The sequence below is a fragment of the Mycobacterium sp. genome (assembly GCF_036490025.1).
In the GTDB taxonomy this organism is placed as follows: domain Bacteria; phylum Actinomycetota; class Actinomycetes; order Mycobacteriales; family Mycobacteriaceae; genus Mycobacterium.
The window spans coordinates 28,145-44,081 of sequence record NZ_DASXEP010000123.1 but is presented as its reverse complement, the minus strand read 5'-3'; the positions used below and the strand labels follow the sequence as shown (position 1 = coordinate 44,081).

17 protein-coding genes are annotated in these 15,937 nt (G+C 67.2%); 5 read left to right on the top strand and 12 right to left on the bottom strand.

Annotated elements, in window-relative coordinates; all coding sequences use genetic code 11:
* The 5 genes from VGG53_RS13050 to VGG53_RS13030 form a co-directional block, all read right to left on the bottom strand.
* On the bottom strand, positions 1–814 hold an 814-nt coding region (locus tag VGG53_RS13050; RefSeq protein WP_331518473.1), incomplete at its 3' end, for a polysaccharide deacetylase family protein.
* A 24-nt stretch (positions 815–838) separates the two neighbouring features.
* Complete coding sequence (locus VGG53_RS13045) at positions 839–2,134, bottom strand: PhoH family protein (protein WP_331518478.1); 1,296 nt, start codon at positions 2,132–2,134, stop codon at positions 839–841.
* A 356-nt stretch (positions 2,135–2,490) separates the two neighbouring features.
* Complete coding sequence (locus tag VGG53_RS13040; RefSeq protein ID WP_331518472.1) at positions 2,491–3,321, bottom strand: acyl-ACP desaturase; 831 nt, start codon at positions 3,319–3,321, stop codon at positions 2,491–2,493.
* Positions 3,322–3,371: 50 nt separating this feature from the next.
* Entirely contained in the window at positions 3,372–4,646 is a 1,275-nt protein-coding gene (gene glyA, locus VGG53_RS13035) for a serine hydroxymethyltransferase (protein WP_331518477.1), read from the bottom strand.
* A 49-nt stretch (positions 4,647–4,695) separates the two neighbouring features.
* Complete coding sequence (locus VGG53_RS13030) at positions 4,696–5,916, bottom strand: DUF885 domain-containing protein (RefSeq protein ID WP_331518471.1); 1,221 nt, start codon at positions 5,914–5,916, stop codon at positions 4,696–4,698.
* A gap of 66 nt (positions 5,917–5,982) precedes the next feature.
* Here VGG53_RS13030 and coaA point away from each other — a divergent pair, with 66 nt between their 5' ends.
* Both coaA and VGG53_RS13020 read left to right on the top strand, forming a co-directional pair.
* On the top strand, positions 5,983–6,921 hold the full coding sequence (coaA, locus tag VGG53_RS13025) for a type I pantothenate kinase (RefSeq protein ID WP_331518470.1): 939 nt from the start codon (positions 5,983–5,985) through the stop codon (positions 6,919–6,921).
* Positions 6,918–7,253 (top strand): hypothetical protein, encoded by a 336-nt coding sequence (locus VGG53_RS13020; protein ID WP_331518469.1) that lies wholly within the window; start codon positions 6,918–6,920, stop codon positions 7,251–7,253. The genes coaA and VGG53_RS13020 overlap by 4 nt, the downstream gene beginning before the upstream one ends.
* A 75-nt stretch (positions 7,254–7,328) precedes the next feature.
* On the opposite strand, the gene VGG53_RS13015 is transcribed toward VGG53_RS13020, so the two are convergent.
* The 3 genes from VGG53_RS13015 to VGG53_RS13005 all read right to left on the bottom strand — a co-directional run bounded on the left by VGG53_RS13015 (position 7,329) and on the right by VGG53_RS13005 (position 10,250).
* On the bottom strand, positions 7,329–7,748 hold the full coding sequence (locus VGG53_RS13015; RefSeq protein ID WP_331518468.1) for a hypothetical protein: 420 nt from the start codon (positions 7,746–7,748) through the stop codon (positions 7,329–7,331).
* 270 nt (positions 7,749–8,018) lie between these two features.
* Entirely contained in the window at positions 8,019–9,380 is a 1,362-nt protein-coding gene (locus VGG53_RS13010) for a hypothetical protein (RefSeq protein ID WP_331518467.1), read from the bottom strand.
* Between the two features lie 75 nt (positions 9,381–9,455).
* Complete coding sequence (locus tag VGG53_RS13005) at positions 9,456–10,250, bottom strand: (2Z,6E)-farnesyl diphosphate synthase (protein ID WP_331518466.1); 795 nt, start codon at positions 10,248–10,250, stop codon at positions 9,456–9,458.
* A gap of 77 nt (positions 10,251–10,327) precedes the next feature.
* Between VGG53_RS13005 and trhA the strand changes: the two genes are divergently transcribed.
* Positions 10,328–11,077 carry a PAQR family membrane homeostasis protein TrhA gene (trhA, locus tag VGG53_RS13000; protein WP_414688961.1) on the top strand — a complete coding sequence of 250 codons (750 nt, stop codon included), beginning with the start codon at positions 10,328–10,330 and terminating at the stop codon, positions 11,075–11,077.
* A gap of 10 nt (positions 11,078–11,087) precedes the next feature.
* On the opposite strand, the gene VGG53_RS12995 is transcribed toward trhA, so the two are convergent.
* Genes VGG53_RS12995 through mca form a run of 4 tightly spaced genes read right to left on the bottom strand, consistent with a single transcriptional unit; the run spans position 11,088 to position 14,607 of the window.
* On the bottom strand, positions 11,088–11,459 hold the full coding sequence (locus VGG53_RS12995; protein WP_331518465.1) for a nuclear transport factor 2 family protein: 372 nt from the start codon (positions 11,457–11,459) through the stop codon (positions 11,088–11,090).
* A gap of 37 nt (positions 11,460–11,496) precedes the next feature.
* Positions 11,497–13,485: a thioredoxin domain-containing protein gene (locus VGG53_RS12990; protein ID WP_331518475.1), complete on the bottom strand. Its 1,989-nt coding sequence runs from the start codon at positions 13,483–13,485 to the stop codon at positions 11,497–11,499.
* Positions 13,469–13,735, bottom strand: coding sequence for a hypothetical protein (locus VGG53_RS12985; protein WP_331518464.1), 267 nt, complete (start codon positions 13,733–13,735; stop codon positions 13,469–13,471). The genes VGG53_RS12990 and VGG53_RS12985 overlap by 17 nt, the downstream gene beginning before the upstream one ends.
* Positions 13,735–14,607, bottom strand: a complete 873-nt coding sequence (mca, locus tag VGG53_RS12980; RefSeq protein WP_331518463.1) for a mycothiol conjugate amidase Mca — start codon at positions 14,605–14,607, stop codon at positions 13,735–13,737. The genes VGG53_RS12985 and mca overlap by 1 nt, the downstream gene beginning before the upstream one ends.
* A 110-nt stretch (positions 14,608–14,717) precedes the next feature.
* Between mca and VGG53_RS12975 the strand changes: the two genes are divergently transcribed.
* Positions 14,718–15,149 carry a DUF4307 domain-containing protein gene (locus VGG53_RS12975; RefSeq protein ID WP_331518462.1) on the top strand — a complete coding sequence of 144 codons (432 nt, stop codon included), beginning with the start codon at positions 14,718–14,720 and terminating at the stop codon, positions 15,147–15,149.
* Between the two features lie 261 nt (positions 15,150–15,410).
* Positions 15,411–15,905 (top strand): transcription elongation factor GreA, encoded by a 495-nt coding sequence (greA, locus tag VGG53_RS12970; RefSeq protein ID WP_331518461.1) that lies wholly within the window; start codon positions 15,411–15,413, stop codon positions 15,903–15,905.
* Positions 15,906–15,937: the final 32 nt, after the last annotated feature.

Here is a 15,937-nt window from a genome sequence, read left to right as displayed (position 1 = left end):
GCGGCGACGGGGTGTTCGGCAGCGCCGGAATCTCGGACGCGGGGATGTCGTGCAGGTCGTTGGCCGGTGGACCGTTGTCTCGACCGCCGTAGACGCTCCCCGCGGCGCGCTGCCCGAGAAGCTGGCTGACCGTCACCAAGTGGTAGTCGTTGGCTTTGAGCACCGGGATGAACTGCTCGACGAGGTCGACGGTGCTGGAGTAGGTGTCGTGCATCAGCACCACCGAACCGGGCTTGATCTGGGTCATCAACAGGGGCCGGCTGGCCGCGGTGTTGGAGTCGTTGATCCAGTCGTAAGGGATGACGTCCCAGAGGATTCCGGCCAGGCCGGCTTTCCGGGCCTGCTCGTTGACCGCGGCATTGGTCAACCCACCCGGTGGCCGCCACAACGTCGGGGTCACGCCGGTGGCCGCGGCAATCGCGTCGTTGGCCCGGGTCAGCTGGGCGGGCACGTCGACCGGTGGCAGCGTCGTCATGTTGGGGTGTTCCCAGGTGTGGTTGCCCAACTCCATGCCCGCATCGACCACCCGCTTGGCGCCCGCCGGGTTGGCCGCAACCTTGTTGCCGATCTCGAAGAACGTCGCCTTGGCCTTGTTCGCGGTCAGGATGCTCAGCAGCCGGTCGGTGTAGGGGGTGGGGCCGTCGTCGAAGGTCAACGCGACGCACTTGACTTGCGCGCAGTCGACGACGTCGTTGGCGTGGGCGAATCGGACGTGCCCGGTAAACGCACCGATCGCGACGATCACGGCGCCTGCCGCTACGCCGGCGACCATGCGCCCGTACCGCCAGGCTTGGTTGTCCAGTCGTTTCGGCACGGGCAAACCTTACCCGCGCCCTGATTACAGCGGTGCGCCGCTGATCTCCTCGAGCATCTCGGTGACCAGCGCCGCGATCGGCGACCGCTCGCTGCGCAGCAGCGTGATGTGCGCGAACAGCGGATGTCCCTTGAGCTTCTCGACCACCGCCGCGACCCCGTCGTGACGGCCCACCCGAAGGTTGTCACGCTGGGCGACATCGTGGGTCAACACCACCCGTGAGCCCGCGCCCAGCCGCGACAGCACGGTCAGCAACACGTTGCGTTCCAGCGACTGCGCCTCGTCGACGATGACGAACGAGTCGTGCAGCGAGCGACCGCGGATGTGGGTCAGTGGCAACACCTCGAGCATGCCGCGAGAGAGCACCTCTTCGAGCACCGCGGGGCTGGCCAGACCTTCGAGGGTGTCGAAGACCGCCTGCGCCCACGGGCCCATCTTTTCGCTCTCGCTGCCCGGTAGGTAACCAAGCTCTTGGCCGCCGACCGCGTACAGCGGCCGGAAGACTACGACCTTGCGCTGCGTGCGCCGCTCCAGCACGGCTTCCAGCCCGGCGCACAGCGCCAGCGCCGACTTGCCGGTGCCGGCCTTGCCGCCCAGCGACACGATGCCGACCGACTCGTCGAGCAGCAGATCCAGGGCCACCCGCTGTTCGGCGGAGCGGCCGCGTAGCCCGAAAACCTCGCGGTCGCCGCGGACCAGCTGGACGCGCTTGTGCGCATTCACCCGGCCCAGTGCATGCGAGCTGCCGGCCAGTAGTCGAATACCGGTGTGGCAGGGCAGATCTCGCGCCGCTTCCAGGTCGACATCGCCGTCGGCGAACAACGCGTCGATGTCGTCAGTGCTGGCTTCCATCTCCGTCATGCCGGTCCAGCCGGATACCACCACATCTTGCGCGTGGTATTCGTCGGCGGGCAAACCCACCGCGCCCGCTTTCACGCGCAGCGGAATGTCCTTGCTGACCAACGTCACTCGCTTGCCTTCGGCGGCGAGGTTGGCGGCACAGCACAGGATGCGCGAGTCGTTGGTGTCGGTACGGAATCCGGGCGGCAGCACGTCCGGGTCGCTGTGGTTGAGTTCGACGTGCAGCGTGCCGCCTTGTGTCCCAACCGGAATGGGCAGATCCAGCCGCCCGTGCTCGAGCCGGAGGTCGTCGAACAACCGCAACGCCTGGCGGGCGAACCAGCCCAGTTCGTGGTGGTGGCGCTTGGCTTCCAACTCACTGATCACTACCAGCGGAACCACCACTTCGTGTTCGGCGAAGCGGGAGCAGGCCCACGGATCGGACAGCAACACCGACGTGTCGAGAACGTAGGTCCTGATGGTGTGCTGTGAAACCGCCGGAGAATCAGTCACGAGCGCTCCTCGAGCTCATCGCCCGGTTGCCTGCGCCATGCGGGTGGTGGCCCCACCGCCACCCATGCGCGCGAGGCGTCCTGACCGGGCTGGATGCCCGTGCGGCCCGCACGGACGATTCGGCGGGGGCCGCGGCGCCAGGACCGGGGCCGGCGGTCCTGTCGAAGTTGAGATGAGAGGCGCCGCCCGGATAGCAGAGCATGTCGCTAGCCATCGAAAACGACGCTACTCCGGTCAGCGCAGGTGCGCCGTGCAGGCGCGCCGACGATGACGCAGAGCGCAGCGATGCCGAGGAGCGGCGCAGATAAGCCCCGCCGACATGGCTAGCTGATGACGAACTGCTGCAGCGCGGGCTCGTCGGCGACTCCCCACACGGTGATGCGGTCGGAAACCACCTGGCGCAGTTGGTCGGCGCCGAAAATGCCTGCATCAGCGACGTTTCGCACCTTGTCGCCGTAGGCGTCGATGTCGGCGCCGATGACGTCGATCTCAGCCGCGCGCGCGGCGATGGCGGCGATCGTCTCGTCGCGGGTGTAGCTGAGGCAGTGCGCGACGAGGTTGGCGAAGAACTCCTCGTGCCGCTCCTCGTCGCGCGCGATGTGGGTGATCAGGCCGGCCAGCACCGGCTCCTCGATCTGGGCCGCCAGGTTGTTGCAGTACACCGCGTGGGCGCCCTCGAAAAGAGCCATGAACGTCAACGTCTCGACCTGTGAATAATGGTCGGCTCGGTAGCCCTTCGACGACACGTGCTCGAAGCGGACCTGCTCGTTGGCGGTGGGGTCGACCTCACGGGTCACGACGAAGTACTCGCGCAGCGCGATGGCGTGCAGATGTTCTTCGGCGGTCCACCGGCCGATCCAATGGGCCCAATTGTCTTCGAGGATGAAGTGCTCGACGAGCTCGCGGTGGTAGCCCGCGATGTTGTCTTTGGTGATGAGCAGGATTTCGCACGCGTCAGTGATGGCCTTGGGCAGCGTCACCTGCGACGGATCCCAGTCATGTCCGCCGAGGAAGGCGAAGTTCTGGCCCTGTTCGAACGGCACGAAATCATGGGCGAACCAGAGTTGCTCGGTCGCGAGGTGGCGGTCCATGTTTTCGCCGACGACTGGCTCGAGTTCGAGAATGAGCGCGTTAGCAACGGGTTTGACTGCCATGAAAGTAACTGTAACCCCCGTACACAGGTTTCGTAAAATCTGGCGCGACGTTATACCAGCGACCAGTCCTCCAGGCCGTCATACAGCGGGAATTCCCTGGCCAGACGGGTCACGCGGTCCCGCAACGCCGACACATCCGAAGCACTGCCGGCCGCCAGCGCGGTGGCGATGATGTCAGCGACCTCGGTGAATTCGGCGTCCCCGAAGCCGCGGGTGGCCAGCGCCGGGGTGCCGATCCGCAGGCCCGACGTAACCATCGGCGGCCGCGGATCGTTGGGCACGGCGTTGCGGTTGACGGTGATCCCGACGTCATGCAGCAGGTCCTCGGCCGCCTGACCGTCCAGCGGTGAGTCGCGCAGGTCGACCAGCACCAAGTGGACGTCGGTGCCCCGGCTGACCACCGAGACCCCGGCCTTGGCGACATCGGCGGCCAACAGGCGATCGGCGATGATCCGGGCACCGGACAGCGTGCGCTGCTGACGGTCGGCGAATTCCGGGGTGCCCGCGATTTTCAGCGCCACCGCCTTGGCGGCGATGACGTGCATCAGCGGCCCGCCCTGCTGGCCAGGGAAGACCGCGGAGTTGATCGACTTGGCGTACTCCTGCTTGCCGATGATCAGGCCGGACCGCGGGCCACCCAACGTCTTGTGCACGGTGGTCGACACGATGTCGGCGTGCGGTACCGGCGATGGGTGCAGACCGACCGCGACCAGACCCGCGAAGTGCGCCATGTCCACCCACAGCTTGGCGTCGTGCTCGTCGGCGATCGACTTGAACGCCGCGAAGTCTAGAACTCGCGGGTAAGCCGACCAGCCCGCGACAATCACCTTCGGGCGGAACTCGAGCGCCTGGGCGCGCAGCGCGTCCATGTCGATCAGGTGCGTGGTGGCATCGACGCCGTAGAAGGCGTTTTCGTAGAGCTTGCCGGAGAAATTCAGCTTCATGCCGTGCGTCAGGTGACCGCCGTTGGCAAGGTCGAGACCCAGCAGTCGCTCCCCCGGCGACATCAGCGCGTGCAGCACCGCGGCGTTGGCCTGGGCGCCCGAGTGCGGCTGCACGTTGGCGAAGTCCGCGCCGAACAGCGCCTTGGCGCGGTCGCGGGCGATGTTCTCCACCACGTCGACGTACTCGCAACCGCCGTAGTAGCGGCGACCGGGCAGACCCTCGGCGTACTTGTTGGTCAGCACGCTGCCTTGGGCCTGCAGTACTGCCCGCGGCACGAAGTTCTCCGAGGCGATCATCTCCAGCGTGTCGCGCTGGCGGCCAAGCTCTTTGCCGAGCAGCTCGGCGATGTCGGGGTCGACGTCGGCCAGTGGCGCGGACATGACGGAGGCGGCGGTACGAGCGTCGGGTGCGGCAGTCACGCCCGTCAGTCTATCGAGCGGCTTCGTCCCGCAGCGCCGACGGGAGAAGTGGTTCGTCCAGCAGCCGGCCGAACCGCTCGATCACGCTCACCTCGGTGGGGCGATCGTCCAGCCAGCCGCGAAGCAGCCGATAACCCTCGACATACGTGCTGGTGTAGGCGCGCCACAGCGGCGAGGACAAGAACCGCAGCATCTGCCGCGCGCGGACATCGTCGACCAGCAACCAGCGGCGCAGGAACTCCGCGACCTCGTCGGCGTCGCGGTGCTCGTCGTGCAACATCAACGCCGCGTCCTGACGCACCCGGGCCAGCGCCGCCGACGCCTCCGATACCGCCTCGGCATGTTCGCCGTCGAACCGCAGTCCCAGATCGGCGTAGATCTCGGCTGCCCACCGCCCCCAGCCGGGGCCGATCGCCGCATACAGCGCCAGGTCGGCCAGACCTTCGGCGATCAGGCACTGCGGCGTGTTCACCAGGAAGATGGTCTGCTCGGCCTGGCCTTTCCGGCGGACCAGCCCGGCCTCTTTGCGGCAGTGCTCGGTGTGGTGGCCGGGATAGGACTCGTGCGCCACCAGCCGCGGCAGGTTGGACATCAGTTGCTTGATGTCGGCGTTGACGGCGACCGTTGAGCGGTAGTCACCCAGGTAGTAGTTGAATCCCGACCAGGGCTTGTCGGTCACCACTTGGTAGTCGACGGTTTCGGCGTCCGGCAGCGGATACTCGGCGCGGACCCGGTCGCGCAGCGTGCTGGAGAACGCTTCGATGCATTCCCCCAGCCGCTCGGGTGGGATCTCCTCGGCGGTGCGGTGCGCTGCCATCCGGTCGGCCAGCGGGCCGTCACCGCCGAGCACGTCGTCGAGGCGGGCGTGCGCCTGCCGGTATGTCTCGGGCTCACCCTTGCTGATGTGCACGTCGAAGTAATCGTGCACCTCGTCGACGAATCCGATGTCTTCTCCGGCGAACTTGCGCCCGGCACATTCCAGCGCACGCAGATGAGCGCCCAGGTAGTCGGCGCGCTGCTGATCAAATCCATTGCGGTGCGGGACATCTGGAAGCGCCGCAATCAGCCGCCGGGCTTGTCGAACCAGGTCGGCCGGATCGGGCGCGGGCTCGGCCGACACCGCCTGGCGCAGCGCCGGATCGCCGGTGAAGGAGTCGACGTAGCCCGACTCGATCCGGTCGAAACGCAAACCGAGGAGCAGGTGATCGCGGACCAGCGCGTCAGGTTCCACGTCAGCCAACGCTATCTGTTCGCCCCAGCGGTCCGCATTGTGGTTGGGGCTGCAAGACTGACACCCATGCCGCGGCCAAGCGAGCCGAGCCCCTATGTGGAGTTCGATCGACGTCAATGGCGCGCCCTACGTATGTCGACGCCGCAGCCGCTGACCGAAGAAGAGGTCGTCGGCTTGCGCGGCCTCGGCGAGCAGATCAACCTGCGCGAAGTCGAAGAGGTCTACCTGCCGCTGGCCCGGTTGTTGCACCTGCAGGTCGCCGCCCGTCAAGGGCTGTTCTCTGCCACCGCCGAGTTCCTCGGCGAGCCCCAGCAGAACCCGGATCGGCCGGTGCCGTTCATCATCGGGGTGGCCGGCAGCGTGGCGGTCGGTAAGTCGACGACGGCCCGCGTGCTGCAGGCGCTGCTGGCCCGCTGGGATCACCACCCTCGGGTCGACCTGGTCACCACCGATGGCTTTCTCTACCCCAATGCCGAGCTGAATCGACGAAACCTGATGCACCGCAAAGGTTTTCCGGAAAGCTACGACCGGCGGGCGTTAATGCGATTCGTCACCTCGGTCAAGTCGGGTTCGGACTACGTGTGCGCGCCGGTGTACTCGCACCTGCACTACGACCGGGTTCCGGACGCCAAGCAGGTGGTCCGCCACCCAGACATCCTGATCCTGGAAGGCCTCAACGTGCTGCAAACCGGCCCCACGCTGATGGTGTCGGATCTGTTCGACTTCTCGCTATATGTGGACGCCCGGATCGAGGACATCGAGCAGTGGTACATCTCGCGGTTTCTGGCGATGCGCTCCACGGCGTTCGCCAACCCGGCGTCGCACTTCCACCACTACGCGGGGCTGACCGACCAGCAGGCCGACATCGCGGCCCGCGACATCTGGCGGTCGATCAACCGGCCCAACCTGATCGAGAACATCCTGCCGACCCGGCCGCGCGCCACCCTGGTGCTGCGCAAAGACGCCGATCATTCGATCAACCGGCTACGGCTGCGCAAGCTGTGAGAGTCGGACTCGTCGCCGCGGCCCTGATGCTCCTCAACGTCAGCATGCCGCCGCCAGGGACGTCCGCCAAGCTGATGTCCGCTGAGCAGACCGATCTTCCGTTCACCGGTCTCAAGGATCCGAACAGCGTCGCGGTAGCCACCAACGGCGACGTCTATATCACCGATGCGGGCCATCGCCGGGTGCTCAAGCTCGGGGTCGGCTCAACCCAGCAGACCGAGCTGCCGTTGGTCGGTCTGTCCTGGCCGGAGGGCGTGGCGGTCGACGCGGGCGGCAGTGTCTACGTCGCCGACACGATGAACGCCCGCATCATCAAATTCGCTGCAGGATAATCCTTTAACTCAAGCCGATGCGGGGACGCGCACCGCAACCTCTGACGGCGACGCCCCGCACCGGCGGGACGGGAGTCACGCCGGCAGGCGGCGCACTCCGAGGTATTGCAGGTAGCCGATCAGCGCGGTGTAGCCGCCGGTGGCCAGTGTCGCGGCGATGCCGGTTTCGGTCAGCGGCAGTACGTCCGCGGCGACCACCGCGACCGCGGCCACCGTCAGGACGATGTTGCCGACAATGACGCCGATCCCGGCGCGGCGCAGGTCTGGTGCCGCGGCGAGGCCGAACATGAGCGCACCGCAGAGAACCAGGAATGCGCCCAGGCCGTACTCCGCGATGGAGCTCAGCCCGGTCAGCGACGAGAGCGGGTCCGCCGCCGCGGCTATGAACAGGCCGACAAGGCCGCTCAGCGTTGCGTCCAGCCGCATGGCAAACCGCAACAGGGAGTCAGTCGAGTCGGCGAAGGGGCGAGTGGCCAGTGGAGCAACAGCGGTCATGTCGGAACTCCTTGCGATATCGGATCGAACACTTCTGAGCGTGCCGTTCCGGGACTGCCAGATCGACGCTTGACACTGCCAAGCAGTGCCATGCGCAGGTCAACCAGGTGATCTAGGCCACGTATTCCTTGGCTAGCCGGGCTAATCGGCTGAGGCGGACCGCCCAGGCCGTTGCCTGTTCAGCGTGCATCTAGGGCGCCCACCGTGCATCCAGGGCGGTGACACGCCGGTGGCCATCGCCCTGAGCGCACGGTGAAGACCCGTCGCGTCCTAGCTGGAGACGGTGACCCGGCCGCGAAGATCGGCGGCAATCAGCTTGGCCGCGGCATTCTGCCAGTTGTGCAGCGACCGCTGCGGCACCTCGGTGACGAACCATTGCCACGCCTGCCGCGCGGTCGGGTCCAGACCGGCGGCGGTGGCGTTCTGCGCGTAGGCGCGCACCCCCACGACGTACGGGAAGTACAGCGAGTTGTAGTGCCGCCATTGCTCGGTGGTGCCGAAGTCACCGCCGTCGCGCGGTTTGAGCGCTGCAATCCGATCCGCCAGCAAAGCCTTGAGCTCGATGGCACGCTCCAGCGGCTGATCCGGGACGCCCCGGGCGGCCAGTCGCTCGTCGATGCAGGGCAGTGCGGTCAGCGGGTTGGCGACCAGCTTGGACAGGTCGCCGTAATGGCCGAGCGCACGGCGGGTCAGCCGGGCGAATGTGTCGTCGTCGAAGCCGCCAAGCGGATCGGCCAGCCGCAGCGGCAGCGCGGATTGCGTGCGCCGCAACGTCTCCCGATGCGCCCGCAGCAACGGCGCTCGGGAAAACACCAGCCGGTCCAGCGCGGCGGCCAGCGGATCGGCCAGCACCTGCACCGAGGCGGCGATCCCCAGGCTGGTGAACAGCAGCACCGTCAACGCAATCTGCGCGACGCTCTGCCGCCGGGTCAACTCGATGGCGATCAGCAGCTGACCGCCGAGCAGCGCCACGACTGTGCCGGTGCCAGTGAACGAGCGCATCATGTCGGCCCGCAACGCCTGGCCTTCATCGAACGCGTCCCACAGCGCCACCGCCACCCCCAGCCCCAGCACGTCGCAACTCGTCGACGCCAGGGCCAGCCAGCTGGGTACCACGCCCAGCGGAATGATCAGGATCGCGTTGGCCAGCGCGAAGAACAGCGTCGCCGTGATGATGAGTCCGACCAGCGGGATCTTCTGCGCCCGGCTCCGCAGTGCGGCGACCATCGCGCCCAACGTGGACACCGAGATCACCGCGCACATCACCACATGGCCGAGCCGCAACGGGCCGTTGACACTGCCGGCCAGCGTCGCACCGACGAGTGTCAGCGCGGCGACAATACCGACCAGCAACAGCTCGCCGGTGCGTGCCCGCTCGCCGTCGGTCGGCCGGGCCAGCTCGAGAAGCACCGCGAACCAGGCCACGCCGGGCACAGCGACCAGATAGATCTCGATGTGGCCGAGCAGGGCGGAGTGCGTGACGAGCCGCACCGCGTCCAGCGCGACCGCCATCGCGAAACTGCACAGGCCGACCGCCGAGAAAGCCAGCACCGGCTTGCGCGGGTTACGGGCCACCAGATACAGCCCCAGCCACCAGCTCAGCGAGAACACCAACGCCGAAAGCGCAGCCATGCTTTCAGTGTGGCACGCCACGGGGTAGTCGGCGGCGACCCGCCGCACCCGGCTGCGCCGCGCTTGCGATCGTCGTCAAGCGCCGTAGCGGCGGTGGCGCAAGCTGTAATCGCGCAATGCGCGCAAGAAGTCGACCCGGCGGAATGCGGGCCAGTGCGCTTCGGTGAACCACATCTCCGAATAGGCGCTTTGCCAGAGCAGGAAACCGGACAGCCGCTGCTCCCCTGAGGTCCGGATCACCAGATCGGGGTCGGGTTGCCCGGAGGTATACAGGTTCTCCGAGATCGCGTCGACGGTGACGGCATCGACGAGCTCCTCGCCGCTGGCGCCGTCAGCAAGTGCCTTGCCCAGCAGTGCGCGCACGGCGTCGGCGATTTCCTGGCGGCCGCCGTAGCCGACCGCGACGTTGACGTGGAAGCCGCCGTTGCCGGTCGCTGCGGTGCCCTCCACCGCATCACGCAGTCGCCGCGCGGGTTCCTCGCCGATCAGCTCCAAGTCCCCGACCGTGCGCACCGTCCAGCCGTTGGCCGGCGCACAAATCTCCTCGACGACATCTGTGATGATCTCGATGAGCGCGGCCAGCTCGGCGGGATCGCGGCGCAGGTTTTCGGTGGAAAGCAAATAGACAGTGGCCATTTCGATGCCGGCGTCCTGGCACCAGCGCAACATCTCGGCGATCTTGGCGGCGCCCATCCGGTAGCCGTAGCTGACGTCTTCGTAGCCGGCATCGCGTGCCCAGCGCCGGTTGCCGTCACACAGCACCGCGATGTGGCGCGGCAGCGCGGATTTCGATGCGGCCAGGCCTTGCCGCAGCCGCAACTCGTAGAGCCGATACAACGGTTCCTTGACACGCGGCGGAATGATCTCCACAGCGATCCAGATTACTGTGGGCGATACGGCCCATCGGCATCCCTGCCGCAAAGGCAGGCCGACGTTAAGGAGTGGCATTGAGTCGCGACACCGACGTGGCCACGAAGGGCGGCGCAACCGGGGCGTCCGACGCCGTCGCGGACGTTGCCGGGCAGATCGTCGAGGGCGTCAAGGACACCGCCCAGGCACTGGTCAAGCCTCGGGCGCGGGGCTGGATTCACCTGGTGTCGGCGGTCGTCGCCGTCATCGCCGGCGCATCGCTGATCTCGGTGTCCTGGCCGTTGGCCGGACTCACGGCAGGTCTGGCGACGTTCATCTACACCGGCTCGGTGGTGGGGATGTTCACCGTCAGCGCCATCTACCACAGGGTGACCTGGAAAACGGCGTCCGCCCGCAAGTGGATGAGACGGCTCGACCACTCGATGATCTTCGTGCTGATCGCGGGCACCTATACACCGTTCGCGTTGCTGGCAATGCCGCATCACGCGGGGGTGCTGGTGCTGTGGATCGTCTGGGGCGGCGCACTGGCCGGGGTGTTGCTCAAGATGTGCTGGCCCAGCGCGCCACGCTGGGTCGGTGTTCCGCTGTATCTGGTCCTGGGTTGGGTGTCGGCGTTCTACATCGCGATGATCCTGCACCAGGCGGGGGTGGCCGCGATGGTGCTGCTGGCCGCGGGCGGCGTCCTCTACAGCGTCGGCGGAGTCCTGTACGCGCTGCGCTGGCCCGACCCGTGGCCGGGCACGTTCGGCTATCACGAGTTCTTCCACGCCTGCACCGCGGTCGCCGCGATCTGCCATTACATCGCGATTTGGTTCGCCGTCTTCTGACGTGCGGGCGCTATAACTGCGTGACGCTGTCCGGCGACCAGTAGGCCTTCATCGCAGTGATCTTGCCGTCGTCGCCGAACACCATCACATCGATCGGCTCGATGAGCATCCGGCTGTCCCCGGCGCTGACCGTCAACTTGAAGTGGAAAGCCGCCTCGTTTCCGGCCACCCGCAGCGTCACCAGCTCGCAGTCCCGCTGCACGCTTTCCATCGCGGAGTAGAAGCCGTGGATCGCCTGGCGGCCGATGTGCACCTCTCCGCCGACCGGGTCCTCGACGGTGGCGTCTTCGGCGTACAACTCGACCAGATCGTCCGCGGTGCCCTTGGCGACCAGACTGATGTAGCGGTTGACGGTCTCGGTGATGTGTTGAGCACTCGGCATGGGAGGCAGGCTACCCGCCGATTCACGGCCCGCATCGTCACCGGGCGAGAGCGGCCGCCAAGTCCGCGGCGGAGGTGACCGGCAGATCGCACAGCCGGCCGCGGCACACGTAGGCCGCGTCGGCATCGCCAACCCGGCCGCGGCCGGCCAACAACTCCGAGGAATCGGCCGCGCCGCCGACGACGATCGCCCCGCCGGGCGCGAGCCGGCGGGCATCGGCCAGCAGCGGCGAATCCGGCCCGCAGGCCACCGCGATCTGCAACGGCCCGCGCACAACGGATTCCGCGACGGCCAGCCAGTGAGCGGCCGAGCGCGGCACGCGGGCCAGCAGCACAGTGTGCGACTGCAGCGTGTCGGCAGCCGCCTGCCGGTATCGGTCCGCTCGCCCTGCACCGGTCAGATGCGCCGCGGTCAGCAACGCTTCGGCGATCGCGGATGCGCCCGACGGCGTCGCGCCGTCGTAGGGGTCGGCGGGCCGCAGCAACAGCCGCTCACCATCGTCGGCGCTGTCGAACCAGCGGCCCGGATTGTCGTGATCGGCGAAGTGCGCCAACGCAATATCCAGCAGGTCGGTCGCGGTGGTCAGCCAGTCGGCTTCGGTGGTCAGCTGATACAGCGCGAGCAGGCCGGTGGCCAGCATCGCGTGATCTTCCAGGATCGCGGCGCTTTCACCGACCCGCCCGCCCAGGCTGGCCCGTCGCAATCGGCCATCCACCAGGTGCAGACCTACCAGGGCCCGCGCGCATGCGGTGGCGGCGTCGGCCAACTCCGGTGCGGCCAACGCGACACTGGCCTCTGCCAGCGCCGTGATGGCCAGCCCGTTCCAGGCGGTGACGACCTTGTCGTCACGCGCCGGTTGAGGTCGGGTCAGCCGGGCGGCCAGCAGCGCGGCCCGGATCCGGTCGAACCGGGCAGCGTCGTCCGGATCGCCGGGCCGTTGCAGCACCGATGCACCGGCCTCGAATGTACCGGCCTCGGTGACGCCGAAAACCGAAGCGACCCAATGCCCGTCGTCGTCCCCGAGGATCTCGGTGAGCTGTGCCGGCGTCCAGACGTAGGTCGAGCCCTCCCGGCCGTCGGCGTCGGCGTCCAGCGACGAGGTGAACATGTCGGCCTCGCGCAACTCGTCGAGCAAGAACCGCGCGGTTTCGTCGGTGACCCGGCCCGCCAACGGGTCGCCGGTTCGCCTGGCCGAGTGCGCGTACGCCCGCAACAGCAGCGCGTTGTCGTACAGCATCTTCTCGAAATGCGGTACCACCCAGGCATTGTCAACGCTGTAGCGGGCGAACCCGCCGGCCAGTTGGTCGTACATTCCGCCGCGCGCCATCGCGCTACCGGTGCGGCGCACAGCAGCCAGTGCCTGCTCCGATCCGGTACGCTCCCAGTGCCGCAGCAGCGCCTCCAGCAGCATCGACGGTGGGAATTTTGGTGCGCCACCGAAACCGCCGTGGACGGTGTCCTCGTCGCGCAGCACCGCGGCTACGGCCTGATCGCAGAGGAACGGCTCCGCATCCGGGCCGCCGGGCAAACCTGATGCCATTGACCGCAGTTCGCTCGCGATGTGATCGGAGCTCTGCTCGACCTCGTCGCGACGGTCCCGCCAGGTACTGGTTATGGCCGAAAGAAGCTGCAGGAAAGCATCTTTGGGATAGTAGGTGCCGCAGTAAAACGGCCGTCCGTCCGGCGTCAGAAAACACGTCATGGGCCAGCCGCCCTGCCCGGTAAGCGCGACGGTGGCATTCATGTACACGGCGTCGATGTCGGGCCGCTCCTCGCGGTCCACTTTGACGCACACGAAGCGAGCGTTCATCGCCGCGGCCACCACGTCGTCATCGAACGATTCGTGGGCCATCACGTGACACCAATGGCATGCGGCGTAGCCGATCGAGAGCAGGATCGGCACATCGCGTCGTGCGGCCTCGGCCAGCGCGTCCGGCGACCATTGCTGCCAGTGCACCGGGTTGTCGGCGTGCTGGCGAAGGTAGGGGCTGGCGGCCCCGCCGAGTTGGTTACCCGCCGGGCTCATGCGGTGCTTGGTCCTCATGCTGCTGGATCGTCCCGTCGTCGGCGGCCTGATCCGGTTCGGGATGCTGCGGGTCGAAGGACTCCGGCAGTTTCTTGAGGTGCCGGTTCATCGAGCGGACCAGTAGCAGCACGCTGATCAACAGCAGCACCACCACCAGTAGGCCGAAGGGGCTGGCCTTGCCGAAGTCCGGTCCGCTGTTGTGCGGCGCGTCGTCGGCCAGCAATGCCAACGCCGCCAGCTGAAGGTGCATCACTGGTGGGCCTCGATTCCGTCGAACAGGTCGTTCTCGGGCAGCCGCACCGGAACACGTGATCGCGCCAGCTCGAATTCCTCGGTCGGCCAGAGCCGTTGCTGCCATTCGATCGGGGCGGCGAAGAAATCTCCCTTGGGATCGATCTGGGTGGCATGCGCGCGCAGCGCGTCGTCACGCTGACTGAAATACGCCGAGCACTCGATGCGGGTCGTCACCCGCCCGGCGAACACGTCGTGGGCGGGATCCCAATGCTTGAGCCATTTCTCGAACGGACCGGTCTGCCCGCGCTTGGCGAACTCGTCCTGCAGCATCTGCATGCGCTGGCGCAGGAACCCGTGGTTGTAATACAGCTTGGATACCGCCCACACCGGGCCCGCATCCGGGAACCGCTGATAGTCACCGGCGGCCTCGTATGCGGCCACCGAAACCTGGTGGCAGCGAATGTGATCGGGGTGGGGGTAGCCCCCGTTCTCGTCGTAGGTCGTCACCACATGCGGCCGGAATTCGCGCATCACCCGAACCAGCGCCTCGGTCGGCGCGTCCAGCGGCGTCAGCGCGAAACAGCCATCCGGCAGGGCTGGCGCCGGATCCCCTTGCGGCAATCCGGAATCGACGAAGCCCAGCCAAGTGTGTTCAACTCCGAGGATTTCGGCCGCCTTGGCCATTTCGTCGCGGCGGATATCTGCGATGCGACCGTGCACTTCCGGCAAGTCCATCGCCGGGTTGAGGATTTCGCCACGTTCGCCCCCGGTCAGGGTCACCACCAGTACGCGGCAACCCTCATCCGCGTAGCGGGCAAGGGTGGCAGCGCCCTTACTGGACTCGTCGTCCGGGTGGGCGTGCACCGCCATCAACCGCAGTTCGCTCACGTGCTCCCTGACTGTGTGCTGTTTCCTGCGCCTATAGTTCCAGGTCTAATAGTTCCATCCCGGACACCGGGGCCCGAAACCCGAGTACCCGGCGCCGACAGCAACCCACAATGACCGACGATTCCCGCTCGCCGCCACCGACCCGCTACGGGCCTGGCCGGTTGCGTCGCCCGTCGCGACGCAAGGCCGCGGCCGCCGTCGTGGTGGTTGCCGCGGCCGGCGTCGTGCTCGCTGTCATCGGCTATCACCGACTGGGCCGCAGCGATGTCGACGGCACGTTGGCCGGCTATCGGCTGATCGACAGCCACACCGTCTCAGTAACGATCAGCGTGACGCGAACCGACCCGTCGCGCCCGGTCGACTGCATCGTGCGGGTGCGGGCAAAAGACGGCAGCGAGACAGGCAGGCGCGAGGTGCTGGTCCCGCCGTCGGACCAGGCAACAGTGCAGGTGACGACGATCGTGAAGTCGAGTAAGCCGGCCGTGGTGGGCGACATCTACGGCTGCGGCACCGATGTGCCCGACTACCTGCGCGCACCCTGATCACGTCGGCCCCGGCAAACCCTGGCGGCAAACGCCGAACTGCGAAAATGGCCTCGACCGCCCCGGCCGCGGTGGTAGGCTGTTCGGATGCACGGTTCCGGCTGGGACCGTGTATTGCTGCATTAGTGGCCATATGCGCCGCGCAGGGGGTCCGCCCGACTACTGAGGTCGGCGGTACAGGTGGTGGGACCGCCCGGCAGCACGACCGACAACCTGCCGAGGCGGATGCCGCCCCACCGACACCACAAGGAGCACGACGAGATGACGGACACCCAGGTGACCTGGTTGACCCAGGAATCGCACGATCGACTCAAGACCGAGCTCGACCAGTTGATCGCGAACCGTCCGGTCATCGCCGCCGAAATCAACGACCGGCGCGAGGAAGGCGATCTGCGCGAGAACGGCGGCTACCACGCCGCCCGCGAGGAGCAGGGCCAGCAGGAGGCCCGGATTCGCCAGCTGCAAGACCTGCTCAACAACGCGAAGGTCGGCGAAGCGCCCAAGCAGTCCGGGGTCGCACTGCCCGGTTCGGTGGTGAAGGTTTACTACAACGGCGACAAGTCGGACAACGAAACCTTCCTGATCGCCACCCGCCAGGAAGGCGTCAACGAGGGCAAGCTCGAGGTGTACTCGCCGAACTCACCGCTGGGCGGCGCGCTGATCGACGCCAAGGTCGGTGAGACTCGCAGCTACACCGTGCCCAACGGCAACACCGTCAAAGTGACGCTGGTCAGCGCGGAGCCCTACCACGCCTAGTTTTCCTGCCGAGCAGACGTAGAATCGCACGC